Here is a 17,934-nt window from a genome sequence, read left to right on the forward strand (position 1 = left end):
GCGAGAGACTCCTTTCATGGATAACCGGGGTGTCAGCATCATTGGCGACGCACCACCACGCAGCCGGCACTGTACCCGGCTCCAAAGGAGCAGACTACCCCCAGTGCCCCCGGCGCCAGGTCGGCATGATGCAGATGGAAGGCGATGATGGAGCCTGCCGAACTGGTATTGGCATAGCGATCAAGGATGATAGGCGCCTGGCTGGCATCGGGATCGTGCCCTAGCACACGGCGCGCAATCAGGTCGTTCATGTGGCGGTTGGCCTGATGCAGCCACAGCCGTGAAAGATCGCTGCCGGAGAGCTCGAGGCTGGCCAGGTGGTCGCCGATCAGGGCCGCCACCATGGGACAAACCTCCTTGAATACGCGGCGTCCCTCCTGCACGAACAGCTTGTCGACCGCACGCGGATCCGCGTCGGTGACCCGATTGAGAAAACCGGCATTGTTGCGGATAGCATTCGAGAAGCGTGTCACCAGGCGTGTGCCGAGGATCTCGAAGCGTACCTCTGCGGTTGCCAGCTCCGCGTCCTCGAGCACCACGGCGGTACAGGCATCGCCGAAGATGAAATGGCTGTCCCGGTCACGGAAGTTGAGATGCGCCGAACAGATTTCGGGGCTGACCACCAGCGCCCGCTTCACGTTTCCGGAGCGAATCGCATTGCTGGCCATGTCGATGGCGAAGGTGGCCGACGAGCAGGCCACGTTCATGTCGAAGGCGCAGCCGGTGGCGCCCAGTGCCGCCTGCAGCTCCACCGCCACCGCCGGGTAGGGGCGCTCCAGGTTGGAGCAGGCGACGATGACCAGCCCTATGTCGCTGGCTTCAACACCGGCGGCTGTCAGGGCCTGGCGAGCAGCGGCCAGCCCCATCTCACACTGGATCGATGGCTCGTCGTTGGCGCGCTCAGGCAGGTGCGGACGCATGCGCTCGATATCGAGAATGCCCTCGGCATCCATCACGTAGCGGCTATGTATACCGGAGGCCTTGACGATGAACTCGCTACTGGAGTGCGCCAATGGCACTTGATCGCCAGCCTTGATGGCAGCTGCATTGCGGCCGTTTTCTGCATCGACCCAGCGATTGAAAGACGCCACCAGGGCGTCATTGTCGATGGCGTGCTCCGGCGTGAATAGACCCGTGCCGGTGATCACGACGTCTGTCATGGTGTTCTCCCTCATGCGACCACCTGGCCGCCTGTTCTGTGACGGACACCGGCCTCGCCGATGCCCCATTGTCCTGGGCCTCGCCCTGCTGGCCCCACCCTGCCGCTATCATCAGCCGCCGGTCGGCCTTGTACCTGTCAATTCGTACCTGTCAATTCGGCCCAGCGTCGCTCCAGCCGCTTGGTGGAGACCGGCATCCGGGTGCCGAGTTGCTGTGCGAACAGGGAGACACGCAGCTCCTCGATCCACCAGCCGAACTCGACCAGCTCCGGGGCTTCGTGTCCACCACGCCGCTGGCTCTCACGCCGGGCCGCCAGACGCGCCTCGAAGTCCTGCACCATCTGCATGTGCATCTGGTCGCGCATGCGCTCCCGTGGCGCCTTCTCCAGGCGAAGCAGGGCGGCTTCCATGTAGCGTGGATACTCAAAGAGCCAGTCACCCGCCTCACCCACGAAGCCTGGATGGACAAGACGCTGCATCTGGGCCTTGATATCACTGTAAACCAGCGCCAACGCCAGGCTGAGATTGCCCTTCAACGCCTTGGTCACTGCCAGGTGCCCTTCGAGTCCGGCCTGCAGGGTAGCGACCAGGGTTTCGGCATGCGGCACAAGCTCTGCGGCGGAGCGGCTGATTCGAGACGCCAGTTCCTCCCGCGAGCGAGGCAGGGGCGACATGGCCAGCACCTGGGTGAATACGGCTTCCACCACGTCCTCGTTAAGCTGCCGCTTGCTGCCGACCTTGGCAAACAGCAGCGCACAGGTGTTGAGTCCGGACAGCCGCTCGATGGCCCTGACCTGCTCAGGCAGTCTCGCCATGGCAAGCCGCGCCACCCCGGTGCGATGCGCCCACTCGGCCTTGTCCGGATGGTCGAAGAGTTCGACCCGAAAGGCATCGCCATCGGGCACCAGCGCAGGATAGGCCTCGACCCGGATACCGGCCTGCGTGGTCACACGCGAGGGCGGCAGCGCCTCCATGGGCAGGTCCGTGACCGCCTCGGCGGCACTGGCTTCCGCGGCAAGGGCCCTGGCGCCTTCCCCGGCGGCCGCCTCGAAGCGACGCTCAAGAGCCCTAGCATCGCGACCCTCGCCCAGCGTCTTCCCCTCGTGATCGACCACCTTCAGGTTCATGATCAGATGAGGCTCGAGCTGCTCCGTACGCCAGTCATCCGGGTGGACCCGCGCACCGGTCTTGCGGCGCAGGAACTCGCCCAGGGCCTCGGTCAAGGGAATGTCGTCGGGCACCAGTGCCTCGAGGGCCGCATCCACCCAGTCGGGTATCGGCACCACCTGGCGACGCAGCGACTTGGGCAGCGACTTCAGCAGCGCAATGCACTTGTCGCGCAACAGGCCCGGCACCAGCCACTCCAGCCGTGCCAGTGGCAGCTGGGGCAACATGGCAGCCGGTACCGTCAAGGTCACGCCGTCGTCAGGCGCGCCAGGCTCGAAACGGTAGCTCAGTGGATAGCGTACTCCATTCAGCATCAGTTCATCGGGGTATTGTGCCTGGGTGATCTCTTCCGCTTCCCGGGCGAGCAGTGCCTCACGGTCGAACTTCAGAATATCGGGGTCGTCACGCTCGGCTTGCCGCCGCCAATGCTCGAATCCCTTTCCATTGAATATATCAGCGGGAATGCGGGCATCGTAGAAATCGAACAGTGTTTCTTCATCGACCAGAATATCACGCTTTCGTGCCCGATCCTCTAGCCCCTCCACCTCTTCGACCAATGCGCGATTGTGGTCGAAGAAGGCACCTCGTGTGCGGAACTCGCCTTCCACCAGGGCGCGACGCAGGAACAGCTCCCGTGCCTCACCGGGGGCGATGGGGCCATAGTGAACCTTGCGCCCCGAGACGACGGGCAGCCCGAACAGGGTCACCTGCTCATTGGCCACCACCTGGGCCCGCTTCATTTCCCAGTGGGGATCACTGTAGGTGCGCCTGACCAGGTGCCCGGCCAGGGGCTCTATCCACTGTGGCTCGATCCTGGCCACCGTGCGGGCAAACAGCTTCGACGTCTCCACCAGCTCGAAGGCCATCAACCACTTGGGCGATTTCCTGGCCAGCCCCGACCCGGGGTGGATGAAGAACTTCCGGTTGCGCGCGCCCAGGTATTCCCGGTTCTCTGTGAGCAGGCCGAGATGAGACAGCAACCCGGGAAGCAGCGCCTTGTGAAGCTGCACGGCGCTCTCGCGATGTGCCCGCTCCCTGGCCTGCTCGTCCTCGACCTCATTCGTCGCCCGCGTGGGAGGCGGTACCTCGATCTCCATCTCGCGCAGCAGCTGGCGCAACTGGCGAAAGGTGTCATGCCATTCGCGCAGGCGCAGGTAATTCAGGTAGTGCTCCTTGCACCAGCGCCGCAGCCGGTTGCCTGAAAACTCGTCGCGCGCCGCCTCGAAGCCATGCCAGAGATTGAGCAGCGCGACGAAATCGGACTCAGGATCCTGCCAGCGCCGATGGGCCTGATCGGCGGCCTCGCGTTTGTCCGCCGGCCGATCGCGGGGATCCTGCACCGCCAGAGCCGAGACCACGACCAGCACCTCGCGCAGCCCACCCTGCTCCGCGCCGGCAAGCACCATTCGGGCCAGGCGGGGGTCGATGGGCAGCCGGCTCAGCTTGCGCCCCAGCGGCGTCAGCCGGTTGGCCTGGTCCACCGCCCCCAACTCGAACAGCAGGCGGAAGCCATCCTTGATGAAACGGGCATCCGGCGGGTCGACGAAGGGGAAGTCCTCGATGTCACCCAGCTTCAGCGACAGCATGGACAGGATTACCGAGGCCAGGTTGGTGCGCCGGATCTCGGGGTCGGTGAAGCCAGGGCGGGAGAGGAAGTCCTCCTCGTCATAGAGGCGAATGCAGACACCTTCCGCCACCCGGCCACAGCGCCCCTTGCGCTGATCGGCACTGGCCTGGCTGATGGGCTCCACCGGCAGCCGCTGGATCTTGGACTTGTAGCTGTAGCGGCTGATGCGTACCAGCCCGGGGTCGATGACATAGCGTATGCCCGGCACCGTGAGCGAGGTTTCGGCAACATTGGTGGCAAGCACGATGCGGCGCCCGGCATGGGCTGCAAATACCCGGTTCTGCTCGGCGTTAGAGAGCCGCGCATAGAGCGGCAGTATCTCGGTGCCCTTGAGGTCGGCACGTCGCAGGGTATCCGCCGCCTCGCGGATCTCACGCTCCCCGGGCAAGAAGATCAGGATATCCCGGGGACCATGGAACCAGCGCTTCTCGCGCTCGACCGCCTCGATCTCCTCCACCGCATGCAGGATACCCTCCTGCAGGGTGCGGTCAGCCTCGTCGTCAGCGTCACGCACCAGGGGCCGGTAGCGCACCTCCACCGGATAGGTACGGCCCGACACCTCTACCACCGACGCCGGCCTTGGCTCGCCATCCTCACTGGGCAGGGCAAAATGCGCGGCGAAGCGCTCCACATCGATGGTCGCCGAGGTAATGATCACCTTGAGATCAGGGCGTCGTGCCAGCAGCCGCTTCAAATAGCCGAGCAGGAAATCGATATTGAGGCTGCGCTCGTGGGCCTCGTCGATGATGATCGCTTCGTAACGGCTAAGGTCCGGGTCATGGCGCGTCTCGGCCAGCAGGATGCCGTCGGTCATCAGCTTGATCAGGGTGTCGTCGCCGGTCTCGTCGGTGAAGCGGACCTGGTAACCCACCTGGCCACCCAGAGGCACGGCCATCTCCTCGGCGAGCCGCGTCGCCACGGAGCGTGCCGCCAGCCGGCGCGGCTGGGTATGGCCGACCAGGCCGCGGCGACCGAGGCCCAGCTCCAGGCAGAGCTTGGGCAGCTGGGTGGTCTTGCCGGATCCCGTCTCCCCCGCCACCACGACTACCTGGTGCTCGCGCAGGGCAGCAAGAATATCATCCCGCCGTTCGACCACCGGCAGGGTGTCGGGATAGGCCAGCGTCACCGGCATTGCCTCGCGCTGGGCAACCAGCGTGGACGAACGCACCACGGCCCGTCCGGCCTCGGCGAGCCCCCGGTCTACCGGCTTGCCCTCCTTAAGACGCCGCGCCAGCCCGTCGAGCCGACGCAACAGCCCGGCACGGTCGCGCAGCATGACAGCATCGAGCGCCTGGTAGAGACGGTCGAGCTCATCGTGCTCCGGAGAAGTCGCAGAAGAATCAGGACGAATGGCGGTGGTCACGAGATCCTCGGCAAATGGAAAAAACCTGCCCGTTCCGGAACACCGGAACGGGCAGGTCATTGTAACGCTCAGCGGCGGGTCGCGCCTAATGCGACGTGGCAGTGACCACGTCGATCAGGATTTCTGCTCTCCCTGCCTCTCCTGCTCTTCGTCGCGCAGCTGGCGACGCAGCACCTTGCCGACGTTGGTCTTCGGCAGCTCATCCCGGAACTCCACGGACTTGGGTACCTTGTATGCCGCCAGCTCCTTCTTGCACCATTCACGCAGGCTCTTCTCGTCGAGATTTTCATCCCTGGAGACCACGAACAGCTTGACCGCCTCGCCGCTGCTTTCGTCGGGTACGCCAACGGCTGCCGCCTCGACGATGCCGGGGTGCGCCGCCACGACATCCTCTATCTCGTTGGGATAGACGTTGAAGCCCGACACCAGGATCATGTCCTTCTTGCGATCGACGATCTTGATGAAGCCATCCTCCTGCAGCACGGCAATATCACCGGTGGAGAACCAGCCGTCGTCGCTGAGCACCTTGGCAGTTTCCTCGTCGAGATTCCAATACCCCTTCATCACCTGAGGGCCCTTCACACAGAGCTCGCCGGCCTCTCCCAGCGGCAGGTCGTTGCCGTCGGTATCCACGACTTTGACCGAAGTGCCGGCCACCGGCTTGCCGATGGTACCGAGCTGAATATTATCGATCGGGTTGAAGCTGACAACCGGAGAGGTCTCGGTGAGCCCGTAGCCTTCGGCAATGTCGCAACCCGTCACTTCCTTCCAGCGCTCCGCCGAGGCCTTTGTCAGTGCCATGCCACCGGAAATGGTCAGATGCAGCTTGGAGAAATCGAGATTGCGGAAGTCGTCACGGTTGCACAGGGCATTGAACAGCGTGTTCAGGCCGATGAAGGCCGTGAACTGGATGCTCTTGAGCTCCTTGACGAAGTTGTCCAGATCCCGTGGGTTGGTGATCAGAATCGAGTGATTGCCGGTCTTCATCAAAAACAGGCAATTCACGGTAAAGGTGTAGATGTGGTAGACCGGCAGCGGCGCAATCACCACCTCCTTGCCTTCGTCCAGGCCCGGACCGATGGCCGCATCCGCCTGCAGCATGTTGGCCACCAGATTGCAGTGGGTCAGCATGGTGCCCTTGGGCATGCCGGTGGTACCGCCGGTGTATTGCAGCGCCGCGATATCGTCCAGTTCGCGCTCTACTTCACGATGATTGCGTGAAGCACCGTCCTTCAGCGCCTTGCGGAACGGCACCGCCATGGGCAGCGAATAGGACGGCACCATCTTCTTGACATACTTGACCACGGCATTGATCAGAAAGCGCTTGGGGAAACCGTGCAGATCGCCAAGCTCGGTGACCAGAACGTGTTCGATATCGGTACGGTCAAGCACCTTCTCGAGCTTGTCCGCCATGTTGGCCAAAATGAGGATTGCCTTGGCGCCGGAGTCCTTGAACTGATGAGCCATCTCGCGCTCGGTATAGAGCGGATTGGTATTGACCACCACCAGGCCGGCACGCATGGCACCAAAGACCGCCACCGGAAACTGCAGCACGTTGGGCAGCTGGATGGCGATACGGTCACCCGGCTGCAACCCGGTTTCATGCTGAAGCCAAGCCGCGAAATGGCCGGAGAGCTTGTCCAGTTCGGTGAAGGTAAGGGTCTGACCCATGCAGGTGAAGGCCGGGTTATCGGCAAACCGTTTCACCGCCTCATGGAAGACATCCATGAGCGACCGGTAATTTTCCATCCCTTTCAATTCGGGTCCAGTCAGAACCTGGTCGTTGGCGTGCTCACTCATCAGCATTTTCTCCGCAGCATGTCGACGTCGGTCGCTCACCATCGAGCATCGACCGTTTTTATTGTGACAGGCGGCTAAGATATACCAGGCGCCGCATCACTGTAAAACGACCGATTGAAACAGACGTTCATGTCTGAGCCATCCATCCCTTTGGCAAGCTGCTGTACCCAAAGCTGGGCAAAAAAAGGAAAAAAGGCAAGTTGGCGGTTCCAGGCTATGGCAAGCCTGCATCAGTCGACCGCCCCAGCCGAACTGAAGCGTGCCTCGATCCGACCATGGCGCCAGACCAGCAGCTCACCCGGCTGCATTCGCGCCCACTCCTCGTTGCAGGTCAACGGCTCGGTGGCCACCACCGATACCACGTCCGCTGCGGTGGTGTGCTCGGCAAAGTTCACCGTCAGCTCGGCATCGGAAAGTTCGGCCTTGCCGAAGGGTGCCCGCCGAGTGATATGGGCAAGCTTGGTGGAGCAATAGGTATAAAGGTACTCGCCGTCTGCCAACAGCAAGTTGAAGACGCCCAGGCCACGCAGCCGCTCACAGAGTTCATGCAGCCATTGCCAGAGCTCCTGGGCCTCGCCCTGCCGAGGGGCATCGGGGAAGCGATGGCGCAGTTCGGCCAGCAGCCAGCAGAAAGCATGCTCGCTGTCGGTATCGCCCACCGGACGATAGAAATTCAGCGGCAGCGCCTGCCAACCCTCGAGCTGGCCATTATGGGCATAGCACCAGGTGCGCCCCCACATTTCCCGGGTGAAGGGGTGAGTATTGGCCAGGCGCACTTCTCCCACGTTGGCCTGGCGAATATGGCTTATGGCGATATGCGACTTGATCGGATAATCAGTGATCAGCCGGGCGATCGGCGAGCGAACCGAGGGGTGTGGGTCGCGAAAATCGCGATAGCCTCCCGCTTCGTAGAACGCGATACCCCAGCCGTCCCGATGCGGACCGGTGCCGCCGCCACGGTGCAGAAAGCCGGTAAAGCTGAAACAGATATCCGTGGGCACGTTGGCACTCATACCCAACAACTCACACATGCGGCTCCTCCCGTCGCGTCGTCGTGAAGCGTCGGCGCCTGCGCCGTTGCTGGCGCCGCTGCTGGCGCCGCCAGGTCAGACCCAGCAACAACAGCACCACAACGACCAGCAATACCAGACCCCAGACACGCGGGTCCTGCCTGCCGGCCTCGAGCTGTCGGTCCAGAATGGGCCGCCAGTCGTCCCATTGGCTCTGGGCCAGCAGCGGGAGGCGCTCCACAAGAGAGAGGAATCGGTCCATGCCCCCGGACTGCGAGGTGGGGGAACTCGATTCAGGCAGCAGGTCCAGCTCCTCATGGAAGCGCTCGATGCTCAGCACTGTTGGGCCCGCAGCCTGGTCGATCGCGGTTTCGCTATGGGGAAAAAGCACCAGCCTGGGCAGACGCAGCTCACGTGTCTCACCGTCGAGCGTCACCTCTGCACGCAATAGCAGCGGCTGGCTGAGCCCGGGGTCCAGCTCCGGCAGCCCGATCAGCCAGCGCCGCGCCGCCTGTGGCTCAGCGTCCAGCCTGGCCCCCTGCAACTGCCCGTGCAGTCGCGTGTTGTCGTGATTCAGCAACGGATGCTCGGCCGTCAGCAGGACCCGGTCACTCTCCGCCTCATGCCGCGCCGCGATCGCCGGCAGGACATTGACTGCCTGAATCCGCTGCCGCCTGAATCCCTGCCCCTCGGCTCGAATCACCAGTTGGGCCGTTCCGGTCAACGCCGGTGCCGGCAAGGTCCCGGTGAAGCGATCGGCCGCCTGCTCGAGCACCACCGCCGACTGGGTCGAACCCTTGTCGTCATGCAGTATCGCGGTCATCTCCAGATGCGCCGGCAAGGCGTCCTGGCCCAGCACCTCCCCGTCATGAGTCAGCCAGGCTTCCAGTGGCACGTCGAAACCCAAGTATAGCGTGCCGGGTATGCCGCCGGTCTGCAGGCTCAATGGTGAGACGATGGTGATCCGGCTATCCTTGTTCACCCCCCCTTCCAGGCGCCACTGCCCCGGCATGGGGTCAGGGACCTGGATCAGGTCGTAGCGCGATTCGCTTCGCCAGGTGGCGCCATCAGGGGGAGCCTCCACCGTGAATCGTCTGCCATCCGGTGCGATCAGAACCGCCGGCGACCGCTCGCGGCCTTCGGCCTCATCCGGCGCTTTGCGAAACAGCAAGGCAGTGAAGCCATCGAGGCCGGGCTCGACGAGAAATTGATCGTCGGTCAAAGGCAGGCGATCGCTAGGGAAGATACGGTCGAAGATATTGAGGAAAGCGCCCAGCAGCGCATCGGGGCTCTCGACCGGTGCCGACAGGCCGCCGGTCTGCTGGGACAGGCGCTCCACCAGGTCCAGGTCGGCCTCGTCGGAGAAGGCAATGGCATGAATCGCGACGTCACCGGCGGTCAGACGAGGACCAAGGGATTCCAGCAGTGTCCGACGGGAGACATCGTCGATGCCCGGCTTGGCACCGAGCCTCGGGGACAGGTCGATCACTCCATCGGTCAGCAGCACCAGATGGCGATGACCGTCGGTTTCGGGAGCCGCCGCCTCACGAATGGCGGACTCGATGTCGGTGAACTGCTGATACTCCACCAGCCGGGGCGACAGCGACATCGCCTGTTCTCGCCAGGCGGAAGTCACCGGCCCCAGGGGGAGTGGATTCTCCACACGCTCACCGAAGGTCCAGACGCCGGCTCTCGCCCCGCTGGGTAGCAAGGCCACCAGCAATTCCAGCGCTTCCGCCGCCAGCTGCTCCGGATCGTTATGGCGCATGCTGCCGGAAACGTCGATGATCACCCTGACGTCCGGCCGCTCCTCCAGAGGGGCCGCAGGAAGGCTACCCGACAGCAACGCTGGACCCAGCAGCACTGCCAGCCAAAGCCAGCTCTTATGCAACACCCTCCCCATCGGGGGCTCCCTAGCCGATCATCGGCTCACGGCGCTCGCGCGGCTCACGGGATTGTCTTCCGTCGCGGCCATCACGCCCATTGTTATCGTCATCGTCGATTTGTGCATACTCATCGGCCGGCCGCAACATCCACCATTGCAGTAACCCAACGGCGATGCCCAGGCCGGCGCCGGCCGCCACCAGTAGCGCGGATGACATCATGGCCGCGCTATTGCGTTCAAGAAAGGCAACGGCTGCCACCACCACGGCCGGCGCCATCCCGGTATAGAATTCACCTTCCTCCACCAGCGGCAAGCGGAAGCGAGTAGGCACCCAGAGTATGCCCGCCACCGCCCAGGTGATCGGCAGGCGTAAAATGCGCGGCAGGAAGGCCAACCCCAGATAGCCGGTGACGAGTATCACCAGCGACAAACCCAGATAGGTCAGCCATAGTAGGGACATCGAATCGGTCGTCAGCATCGATACCTCATTTTCAGCGCCACGGCCCGCCAAGAGACGGACCGCACAGGATGGAATTCGTTATAGAGTATGGTACACGCGACCCAATGAAAGCACAGCTACCCCGTAACACCAGCGATGCGTTGTCAGCCGATGGACACCCCCCTTCCCCCGTCAGCCGTTTTCGTCGAACCGACGATCCAGAATGGCACTGGCTGGAGAATCGTGACGACCCTGACGTCAGCGCCTTCCTCGAGGCGGCCAACCGGGAATCCCGCGCCTGGCTGATGCCACTCGACGGCCTGGTGGAGCGCCTCTACCACGGCCACCTTGCGCGCCGGGAGCTGGCGGTCCATGGCCTGCGAACGGCACTGGACCATCACACCTACTGGAGCGAGACTGCGGCCGATGCCGACTACCCGGTCTGGTGGCGCCACCCCAACGGCCGCGAGCAGGACGCCGTCCCCTTTCTCGACCTGCATGCCCGGGCGGAGCAGCAGCGGTTCCTCGAACTCGGCGATATGGCACTGTCGCCGGACGAGTGCTGGCTTGCCTGGACCGAGGATATCAGCGGAGATGAGCGCTACACACTCTATATCAAGCACCTGCCACACGGCGAGCCGGTTGCCCTGCTCGATGACATCGCCTCGGAACTGAGCTGGGCGGAGGATAATCGTACGCTGCTCTTCACCCGGTTCGATGCGACCCAGCGCCCGGACAGCATCTGGCGGCTGCCCCTACGCCTGGATGCCGGCGTCGCCCCCCGGGCGGATGAGCCGATATGCATGCTGCAGGAAGCGGATCCAGAGTTCTGGGTCGGCCTGGGCAAGACACGCTCACGGGAGTGGCTGGTGCTGGACAGCGCCTCCAAGGACACCAGCGAATGCCATCTGGTCCCCGCCAGGGACCCCACCGCCGCTCCTCGCTGCTTCCGGCCACGAGAAAAAGGCGTGGAGTACGGCGTTGAACACCGCCCCGGCCACTTCTACGTCCTGCATAACCGTGACGCCCCGCACTTCCGCCTGGACAGGCTGGACGAAGCCCAGCCCGATGGTGCCTGGCAGCCACTGGTAGCACACCGCGACGAGGCCACGCTTGAGGGCGTCGATGCCTTTGCCTGGGGTCTGGTAGTCACCGAACGCGACCACAATGAAGCGCAGGTCCATGTGCGTATCATCGAACTCGATCAACATCATGTCGCAACACGTGATGAACGGCTGCCACTGCCCGAGTCCCCTTGCAGCCTGATGCTGGGGGATGTGCCTCACTTCGCCAGCCGCCGCCTGCGCTTGCGTGAAGAATCCTTCGTCATGCCGGTTCGCTGGCTCGAGCACGAACTGGACAGTGGCGAACGCCGGGTAGTGAAGACCCAGGCGATCCATGGCGACCTGCAGCCCAACGATCTCGCTTGTCAGCGAATCTGGGCCACGGCCCACGATGGCGAACGCATCCCCGTCTCGGTGGTGATGCGTGCCGACCTGGCCGGGCGGCCGCTTCCCACGCTGCTCTACGGCTATGGGGCCTATGGCGAGGTGCTCGACCCCTGGTTCTCGGTGGCCCGCCTCGAGCTGCTCAGCCGCGGCATGGCATTTGCCGTTGCCCATGTTCGCGGCGGCGGCGACCGCGGTGAGCCCTGGTATCTCGCCGGCAAGATGGAGCACAAGGAGAACAGCTTCCGTGACTTCCTGGCCGCCCGAAATGCCCTGGTCGATCAGGGCTTCAGCGATGGGGAGCGCATCGCGGCATACGGCGCCAGTGCAGGAGGCCTACTGGTGGGCGCCAGCCTAAACCTGGCCCCCGAAGCCTTCTGCGCCGCAGTTCTGGACGTGCCCTTCGTCGATGTCCTGCGCACCATGGAAAACCCTGACCTGCCGCTGACAACAGCCGAGTACACGGAGTGGGGCAACCCCGATATCCCGGACATGCGTCGACATATCCGCAGCTACTCCCCCCTCGACAACCTTTCTGCCCAGCCCTACCCGGCCCTGTTCCTTCAGGGCAGCTGGCACGACTCCCGGGTGCCCTACTGGGAGCCCGCCAAGCTCTACGCTCGCGTCACCGAGCTGGGTTCGGCCCGCGGGCCCGTGCTGCTTCGCACCGACATGGATGCCGGCCATGGCGGCGCCTCTGGCCGGTTCAAGGCATGGCACGACAATGCCCGCCAGGATGCCTTCATTCTCTGGGCGCTGGGGCTGGCTGCCAGGAATACGCAGGGGGGTTGAAAGGCTTGCAGAACCAACGACTTCCAGGCGGGACTGGAGGGGCGATCAGCCGTCAATCGGAAGGATAGCGATGATATGATCTTCCAGCTGTTCTTCCGGCACATCCCGATGGGAGATGGCAAAGCTGCGCACGCTGACTCCCTTGCGGTGGACCCGCTCCGGGTCTCCGGAAATCAGCGGATGCCAGCCTGCCAGCTTGCGCCCCTCCGCCACACGGCGATAGGCACAGGACCTGGGCAACCAGCGAAATTCGTCGATGCGCTGCGGCGTCAGCCGCTCACAGTCCGGCACCCGGGCTTGGCGATTGGCATAGTCGCTGCAGCGGCAGCTATGGATATCGAGCAACTCACAGGCCACGCCCAGGACGGCCAGGTCACCGGTGTCGTCGTCCTGGAACTTGAGCAGGCAGCACTGGCCGCAGCCGTCGCACAGGGCCTCCCACTCTTCAGCGGTGAGCTCCTCGAGCGGGTAGTGCTCCCAGAATCGTTCACGCATATCAATACCAACAAATTGGCGAACGGGATGAAGCGCAAGGCGCCCGAAACGCAGGATCCGGAGCATATGGGGTATATGTGAGGATTCCGAGGATTCGGGCAACATAGCGATTCGCCCGTGCAGCCATTTGTTCCATCAATAGCGTGCCTCGGTGGGAGTCCGATACAGATCCATCAGATACTCCTCCTTGGCCGGCGGCATCTGGAAGTAATACCCCTTCTCGCGAATGGCCGCGATGACATCGCTCGCCTTGGCGCGTGCCATCGGCTTGTCCACCGTCAGGATAAGCGTCATGGTCGAAACCGGCTTGCCGAAGCGTTCGAGCAATGCCTCGGGTACCTCCTTCAAGCCCTGGCGCTTGTCCACGTAGAGATACATCTCCTCCTTGCGAGAACTCTTGAAGATCTCGCACAGCAGCTTGTCGCCTTTCATACGATCATCGGTCATGACGCATTCACCTCGGAGAGCACACTTTCAAGGGCCTCGGCAAGGCACTCGCCCCGCCACCCACCCGGCAAGGGCAGTACCTCCCCCTTCAGGTCCGCGGTCACCATGGCCTCGAGCTCGCGGCGGCGCAGCAACACCTCCGGCGCCAGGCCCAGCCGCTCAGCCTCACCGTTGACCACCCGCTTTAGCGCCTTGAGACGTCGCTTGAAGGCCGGATCCATGGGGGAAGGCAACTCGGGGGGGAGGGTTTCACCCTCTGCCTCCCGAGCCTGTTTCACCAGCGAAAGGAAGGTGTCACCGTCGCGCTTGATCAGCCCCGGCTTGATATCTTCGACTTCGGCCAACTGGTAACGGTTCTCGGGCATGCGCTCGGCGATGCCATGGAGGACTCGGTCATTGACCAGCCACCCCCGCGGCAGGTTGCGACGCCGTGCCTCGCCTTCCCGCCATATCGTCAACAGACGGTAGGCCTCTATCTGACGAGGCGAGAGCCGCCACAGCTGGCGATTTCGGAGATACCACTGCCCATCCGCCCCTTCACTGCGTAACGCCTGGGCCACCAGCTCGCTGCAGTCGGCCTGCAGCCATTCCATGCGCCCCAACCGATCGAGAGCCTCTCGCTGGTGCTCCCAGACCTTGAGCAGAAAGACCACGTCCAGGGCCGCATAGAGGCACTGGGATTCGCTCAGCGGACGTACCAGCCAGTCGGAGCGCGTCTCATCCTTGGGCAGCACTTCACCGGTCCAGTGCTCGACCAGACGCTGATAGCCCATGGCAGCATTTTCTCCCAGCAGGGATTGGGCGATCTGGGTATCGACCAGTGGCGCCACCGCCCCGCCTGCCCAATGAGCCAGCACTTCCAGATCCTCGCTGCTGGCGTGCAACAGCTTGAGCGGCCCTTCGCTCAGCAGGCGGCGGAAGGGGTCGGTGCAGTCCACGGCAAGGGGGTCGATCAACCAGGCCGGACCGCCGGCGGAGAACTGGATGAGCGCCGGCACTGGATGAAAGGTCTTCTCGCGGAAGAACTCGGTATCCAGTGCAATGACCGAGGCATCCGCGACTAGGGCACAGGCGGCGTCGAGCGCCTCGGGCGTATCGATCCAGTGTATCTCGGGGGTCAGGGACATGCAGTCATCCGGCAGTTTAGGGAAGTGAATCAGTCGCCGCGAAACGGCAGGCGACCATTGAACGCGCGGCTGAGCGTACCACCATCGACGTATTCCAGCTCGCCACCCATGGGCATGCCATAGGCAAGCCGTGACAGCGACACCCCATATCGCTCGGTCAGTTGAGCGGCGATGTAGTGAGCCGTCGCTTCGCCCTCCACGGTTGGATTGGTTGCCAGGATAACCTCCACTACCCCGCCCTCGGCCACACGCGCTTCGAGCTGTTCCAGGCCGATATCTTCCGGGCCGATGCCATCCAACGGCGACAGATGGCCATGGAGCACAAAATAGCGCCCGCGGTAGCCACCGGCCTCCTCGATGGCCAGCTGGTCGGCGGGAGACTCCACCACACAGAGCAATGAGTCATCTCGCCGTCCGCTGGAACAGATGGAGCAGATCTCTTCTTCCGTGAGCGTGCGGCAGCGCCGGCAGTAGCCGACCTCTTCCAGCGCCTGATCCAGCACCGCTGCCAGGCGACGGCCGCCGTCACGGTCACGCTCGAGCAGATGCATGGCCATGCGCTGCGCGGTCTTGGGGCCGACGCCGGGCAGGACGCGCAGCGACTCCATCAGTCTCTCGACAAGGGGAGAAAAGCTCATCGCTTAGAAGGGCATCTTGAAGCCCGGCGGCAGATTAAGCCCCGCCGTCGCCTCCTCCATCTTCGCACGGGAGCTGACTTCCACCTTGCGCACGGCATCGTTCACCGCAGCCGCCAGCAGGTCCTCGAGCAGCTCCTTGTCCTCCTCCATGACGCTCTGGTCGATATCGACCTTGCTCACGTCATGGCGACCATTCATGGTCACCTTGACCATGCCAGCACCCGCTTCACCGGTCACCTCGGCCTTGGCAACCTCTTCCTGAGCGCGCTGCATCTTTTCCTGCATCTCCTGGGCCTGCTTCATCAGGTTGCCCATTCCACCTTTCATCATGGTCGTTCCTCTCGTTGGCTAAAGCGACTGGTCGGGCTCAGGCCCGCTGCGATGCATCTACCGGCTTGACGCTGGAAGTGATGAGGCGTGCACCGAACGTCTCCTGCAACTGGCGCACGTGCGGATCCCGCTCGAGCGCCTCCACCGCCACGGCATGCCGCTCGGCGGCAATGCGATCGGCACGCTGTCGAGGCGTCTCGACCGCCTCCGGCAAGGGCCCCGCCTCGATGATCAACTGTCGCGTCACACCGATACCAGCCAGGGCTTCCCGCACACGCCGAACATGAATCTCGGCATTCATGGCGTCCTGGGAGGGGGCCAGCCGAAGTACCAAACGGCTGCCATCGTCGGATTCGACCACACAATGTGCCGCCAGGTTGCGTGTCAGGCCGCCCAGGCCCAGGGAATCGAAACGCTCAAGCCAGACCGCATGGGTGAAACATGCCGAATCGTCGCCGGTTGCATGCCCCGCCTTCAGCATTTCGGCCGGGGCAGAAGACGGCGACGCCGACGGCGAATCCAGGTCCTCGACGCCAGCCGGCTCGGGAATCACAGCGGGCCTGGAAACGGCCGACTCTGGACCGGCAACGACAGACGCCTCGGCAGTCGAAAGCGGAGCCGGAGCGGCGGCGATGGCCACCTCGCCCTCCTTCTCGCTTTCCTTTTCCCTTTCCCTTTCCTTCTCATTCTCCGCCGGTCTCGGCGCCGCCTCCCGGCCCTGGTTCAGACCGTCAGCCACGGTGGGAGGTGCCGTGGAGGCCTCCGGTAACGCTTCCTCCCAGGGCGGCGGCGCTTCGAACCGATCCTGCGCCATCGGCGGCTCGGGAGTCGGCGCGAGATTCGCATGGTCCCCGGCATCCGGCAGGCCGTCCTCGCCTCTTGCAGCATCGGGGAGGCCTGCGCCCTCCCTCCCTGCCGCGGCGGGCGCCTCGTCAGGCGGAGGGCTGCCCGAAGGCCCGGCTCCGGCAGCCGATGGAGTGACGGGGCCGGGCTCCCCCCGCAGCGGCAGCGGCGTTTTCGCCGGCTGAGGCACGCCCTGGGGACGAAAGGCCAGCATGCGCAGCAAGGTCATCTCCAGGGCGGTGCGCAGGTCTGGGGCATGCGCCATGTCGCCGCGACCCTGGATACCGATCTGGTAGTAGAGCTGGATGTCCTCGGGGGTGAAGCGTGCGGCCAGTGCCAGCAGCAGATCCCGGTCGCCATGGCCATTGTCCAGCGCGCCGGGCACCATCTGGGCCACCGCCAGGCGGTGCAGGACACCGGTGACATCGTCGAGCACCGCTGCGAAGTCCGGCCCCTGTTCCGCCAGTTGGGACACCTCATTGAGCACACGGGCCGCATCGACCTCAGCCAGCGCCTCGACCAGCGCCACCACATGACGGTGGTCCAGGGTACCCAGCATGGCGGCCACATCGGCGTGGCAAATCTGTCCCTGGCCAAAGGCGATGGCCTGGTCGGTCAGGCTCATGGCATCGCGCATGGAGCCATCGGCCGCCTTGCCCAGCAGCCACAGCGCACTCTCCTCGAAGCCAACCTGTTCCGCCTCGAGCACCTTGGCCAGGTGTTCGACGATGCGCTCGGGCGGCATGTTCTTGAGCGTGAACTGAAGGCAGCGCGACAACACCGTCGGCGGCAACTTCTGAGGGTCGGTGGTGGCAAGCAGGAACTTGACGTGGGGCGGCGGCTCTTCGAGGGTCTTGAGCAGGGCATTGAAGCTGCTGGTGGAGAGCATGTGTACCTCATCGATGAGATACACCTTGTAGCGCCCCTGGGTCGGCGCATACTGCACGTTGTCGAGCAGTTCGCGGGTGTCCTCCACCTTGGTACGCGAGGCGGCATCGACCTCGATCAGGTCGACGAAGCGCCCCTCGTCGATGGCCCGGCAGCTATCACACTCGCCACAGGGGGTCGATGTCACGCCCTCCTCGCCATGGCCCTTTGCCGTACAGTTGAGGCACTTGGCAAGTATTCTTGCCAGTGTTGTCTTGCCGACCCCCCGGGTGCCGGTGAAAAGGTAGGCGTGGTGCAGGCGACCCTGATCGAGTGCATTGACCAGCGCTCGCTGGACATGCTCCTGCCCGACCAGTTCATGGAAAGTGCGAGGCCGCCACTTGCGGGCCAGAACCTGATAGCTCATGCAGCGCGGAATCCTTGCAGCTGGGCTGGCTGGCAGCCGGTCTGAAAGTGCCTGCACGTCGCGAGACCC

Annotated in this window: 13 protein-coding genes; 1 reads left to right on the forward strand and 12 read right to left on the reverse strand. The window is 64.0% G+C overall.

The features are described 5' to 3' along the window. Nucleotides 1-38 precede the first annotated feature (38 nt). From LOKO_RS12795 to LOKO_RS12820, 6 genes are all read right to left on the reverse strand, one after another. Nucleotides 39-1,160, reverse strand: coding sequence for a beta-ketoacyl-ACP synthase III (locus LOKO_RS12795; RefSeq protein ID WP_066449878.1), 1,122 nt, complete (start codon nucleotides 1,158-1,160; stop codon nucleotides 39-41). 137 nt (nucleotides 1,161-1,297) lie between these two features. Further along, a complete protein-coding gene (gene hrpA, locus LOKO_RS12800; RefSeq protein ID WP_083517579.1) occupies nucleotides 1,298-5,377 on the reverse strand; it encodes an ATP-dependent RNA helicase HrpA in 4,080 nt (1,359 codons plus the stop codon). Nucleotides 5,378-5,431: 54 nt separating this feature from the next. Beyond that, entirely contained in the window at nucleotides 5,432-7,117 is a 1,686-nt protein-coding gene (locus tag LOKO_RS12805) for an AMP-binding protein (protein WP_066452348.1), read from the reverse strand. A 230-nt stretch (nucleotides 7,118-7,347) separates the two neighbouring features. After that, the gene (locus tag LOKO_RS12810) at nucleotides 7,348-8,148 is read right to left on the reverse strand and encodes a class II glutamine amidotransferase (protein WP_066449883.1); all 801 of its coding nucleotides are present in this window, start codon (nucleotides 8,146-8,148) and stop codon (nucleotides 7,348-7,350) included. After that, a complete protein-coding gene (locus LOKO_RS12815) occupies nucleotides 8,141-10,030 on the reverse strand; it encodes a vWA domain-containing protein (RefSeq protein WP_066449885.1) in 1,890 nt (629 codons plus the stop codon). Before LOKO_RS12815 ends, LOKO_RS12810 begins: the two co-directional genes overlap by 8 nt. A 10-nt stretch (nucleotides 10,031-10,040) precedes the next feature. Then, a complete protein-coding gene (locus LOKO_RS12820; RefSeq protein WP_066449888.1) occupies nucleotides 10,041-10,490 on the reverse strand; it encodes a hypothetical protein in 450 nt (149 codons plus the stop codon). Between the two features lie 86 nt (nucleotides 10,491-10,576). Between LOKO_RS12820 and LOKO_RS12825 the strand changes: the two genes are divergently transcribed. Then, on the forward strand, nucleotides 10,577-12,691 hold the full coding sequence (locus LOKO_RS12825; RefSeq protein ID WP_066449892.1) for a S9 family peptidase: 2,115 nt from the start codon (nucleotides 10,577-10,579) through the stop codon (nucleotides 12,689-12,691). Between the two features lie 45 nt (nucleotides 12,692-12,736). Here the strand turns inward: LOKO_RS12825 and LOKO_RS12830 are convergent, their stop codons facing one another. From LOKO_RS12830 to dnaX, 6 genes are all read right to left on the reverse strand, one after another. Beyond that, nucleotides 12,737-13,186, reverse strand: coding sequence for a YcgN family cysteine cluster protein (locus tag LOKO_RS12830; protein ID WP_066452349.1), 450 nt, complete (start codon nucleotides 13,184-13,186; stop codon nucleotides 12,737-12,739). Between the two features lie 135 nt (nucleotides 13,187-13,321). Further along, on the reverse strand, nucleotides 13,322-13,633 hold the full coding sequence (locus tag LOKO_RS12835) for a YcgL domain-containing protein (protein WP_066449895.1): 312 nt from the start codon (nucleotides 13,631-13,633) through the stop codon (nucleotides 13,322-13,324). Beyond that, complete coding sequence (rnd, locus tag LOKO_RS12840; RefSeq protein WP_066449900.1) at nucleotides 13,630-14,760, reverse strand: ribonuclease D; 1,131 nt, start codon at nucleotides 14,758-14,760, stop codon at nucleotides 13,630-13,632. Before rnd ends, LOKO_RS12835 begins: the two co-directional genes overlap by 4 nt. 29 nt (nucleotides 14,761-14,789) lie before the next feature. Then, complete coding sequence (gene recR / locus LOKO_RS12845; protein ID WP_066449902.1) at nucleotides 14,790-15,398, reverse strand: recombination mediator RecR; 609 nt, start codon at nucleotides 15,396-15,398, stop codon at nucleotides 14,790-14,792. 3 nt (nucleotides 15,399-15,401) lie between these two features. Then, nucleotides 15,402-15,728: a YbaB/EbfC family nucleoid-associated protein gene (locus tag LOKO_RS12850; protein WP_066449904.1), complete on the reverse strand. Its 327-nt coding sequence runs from the start codon at nucleotides 15,726-15,728 to the stop codon at nucleotides 15,402-15,404. Between the two features lie 37 nt (nucleotides 15,729-15,765). After that, a complete protein-coding gene (gene dnaX, locus LOKO_RS12855; RefSeq protein ID WP_066449907.1) occupies nucleotides 15,766-17,865 on the reverse strand; it encodes a DNA polymerase III subunit gamma/tau in 2,100 nt (699 codons plus the stop codon). Nucleotides 17,866-17,934 lie beyond the last annotated feature (69 nt).

The sequence above is a fragment of the Halomonas chromatireducens genome (genome assembly GCF_001545155.1).
In the GTDB taxonomy this organism is placed as follows: domain Bacteria; phylum Pseudomonadota; class Gammaproteobacteria; order Pseudomonadales; family Halomonadaceae; genus Halomonas; species Halomonas chromatireducens.

Bases quoted from the DNA above. Each gene is read 5' to 3' on its own strand.
- LOKO_RS12810 (WP_066449883.1), bottom strand. From the start codon at position 8,148: ATGTGTGAGTTGTTGGGTATGAGTGCCAACGTGCCCACGGATATCTGT.
- LOKO_RS12820 (WP_066449888.1), bottom strand. From the start codon at position 10,490: ATGCTGACGACCGATTCGATGTCCCTACTATGGCTGACCTATCTGGGT.
- LOKO_RS12830 (WP_066452349.1), bottom strand. From the start codon at position 13,186: ATGCGTGAACGATTCTGGGAGCACTACCCGCTCGAGGAGCTCACCGCT.
- dnaX (WP_066449907.1), bottom strand. From the start codon at position 17,865: ATGAGCTATCAGGTTCTGGCCCGCAAGTGGCGGCCTCGCACTTTCCAT.
- LOKO_RS12815 (WP_066449885.1), bottom strand. From the start codon at position 10,030: ATGGGGAGGGTGTTGCATAAGAGCTGGCTTTGGCTGGCAGTGCTGCTG.
- LOKO_RS12805 (WP_066452348.1), bottom strand. From the start codon at position 7,117: ATGAGTGAGCACGCCAACGACCAGGTTCTGACTGGACCCGAATTGAAA.
- LOKO_RS12795 (WP_066449878.1), bottom strand. From the start codon at position 1,160: ATGACAGACGTCGTGATCACCGGCACGGGTCTATTCACGCCGGAGCAC.
- hrpA (WP_083517579.1), bottom strand. From the start codon at position 5,377: ATGACCTGCCCGTTCCGGTGTTCCGGAACGGGCAGGTTTTTTCCATTT.
- LOKO_RS12825 (WP_066449892.1), top strand. From the start codon at position 10,577: ATGAAAGCACAGCTACCCCGTAACACCAGCGATGCGTTGTCAGCCGAT.
- recR (WP_066449902.1), bottom strand. From the start codon at position 15,398: ATGAGCTTTTCTCCCCTTGTCGAGAGACTGATGGAGTCGCTGCGCGTC.
- rnd (WP_066449900.1), bottom strand. From the start codon at position 14,760: ATGTCCCTGACCCCCGAGATACACTGGATCGATACGCCCGAGGCGCTC.
- LOKO_RS12835 (WP_066449895.1), bottom strand. From the start codon at position 13,633: ATGACCGATGATCGTATGAAAGGCGACAAGCTGCTGTGCGAGATCTTC.
- LOKO_RS12850 (WP_066449904.1), bottom strand. From the start codon at position 15,728: ATGATGAAAGGTGGAATGGGCAACCTGATGAAGCAGGCCCAGGAGATG.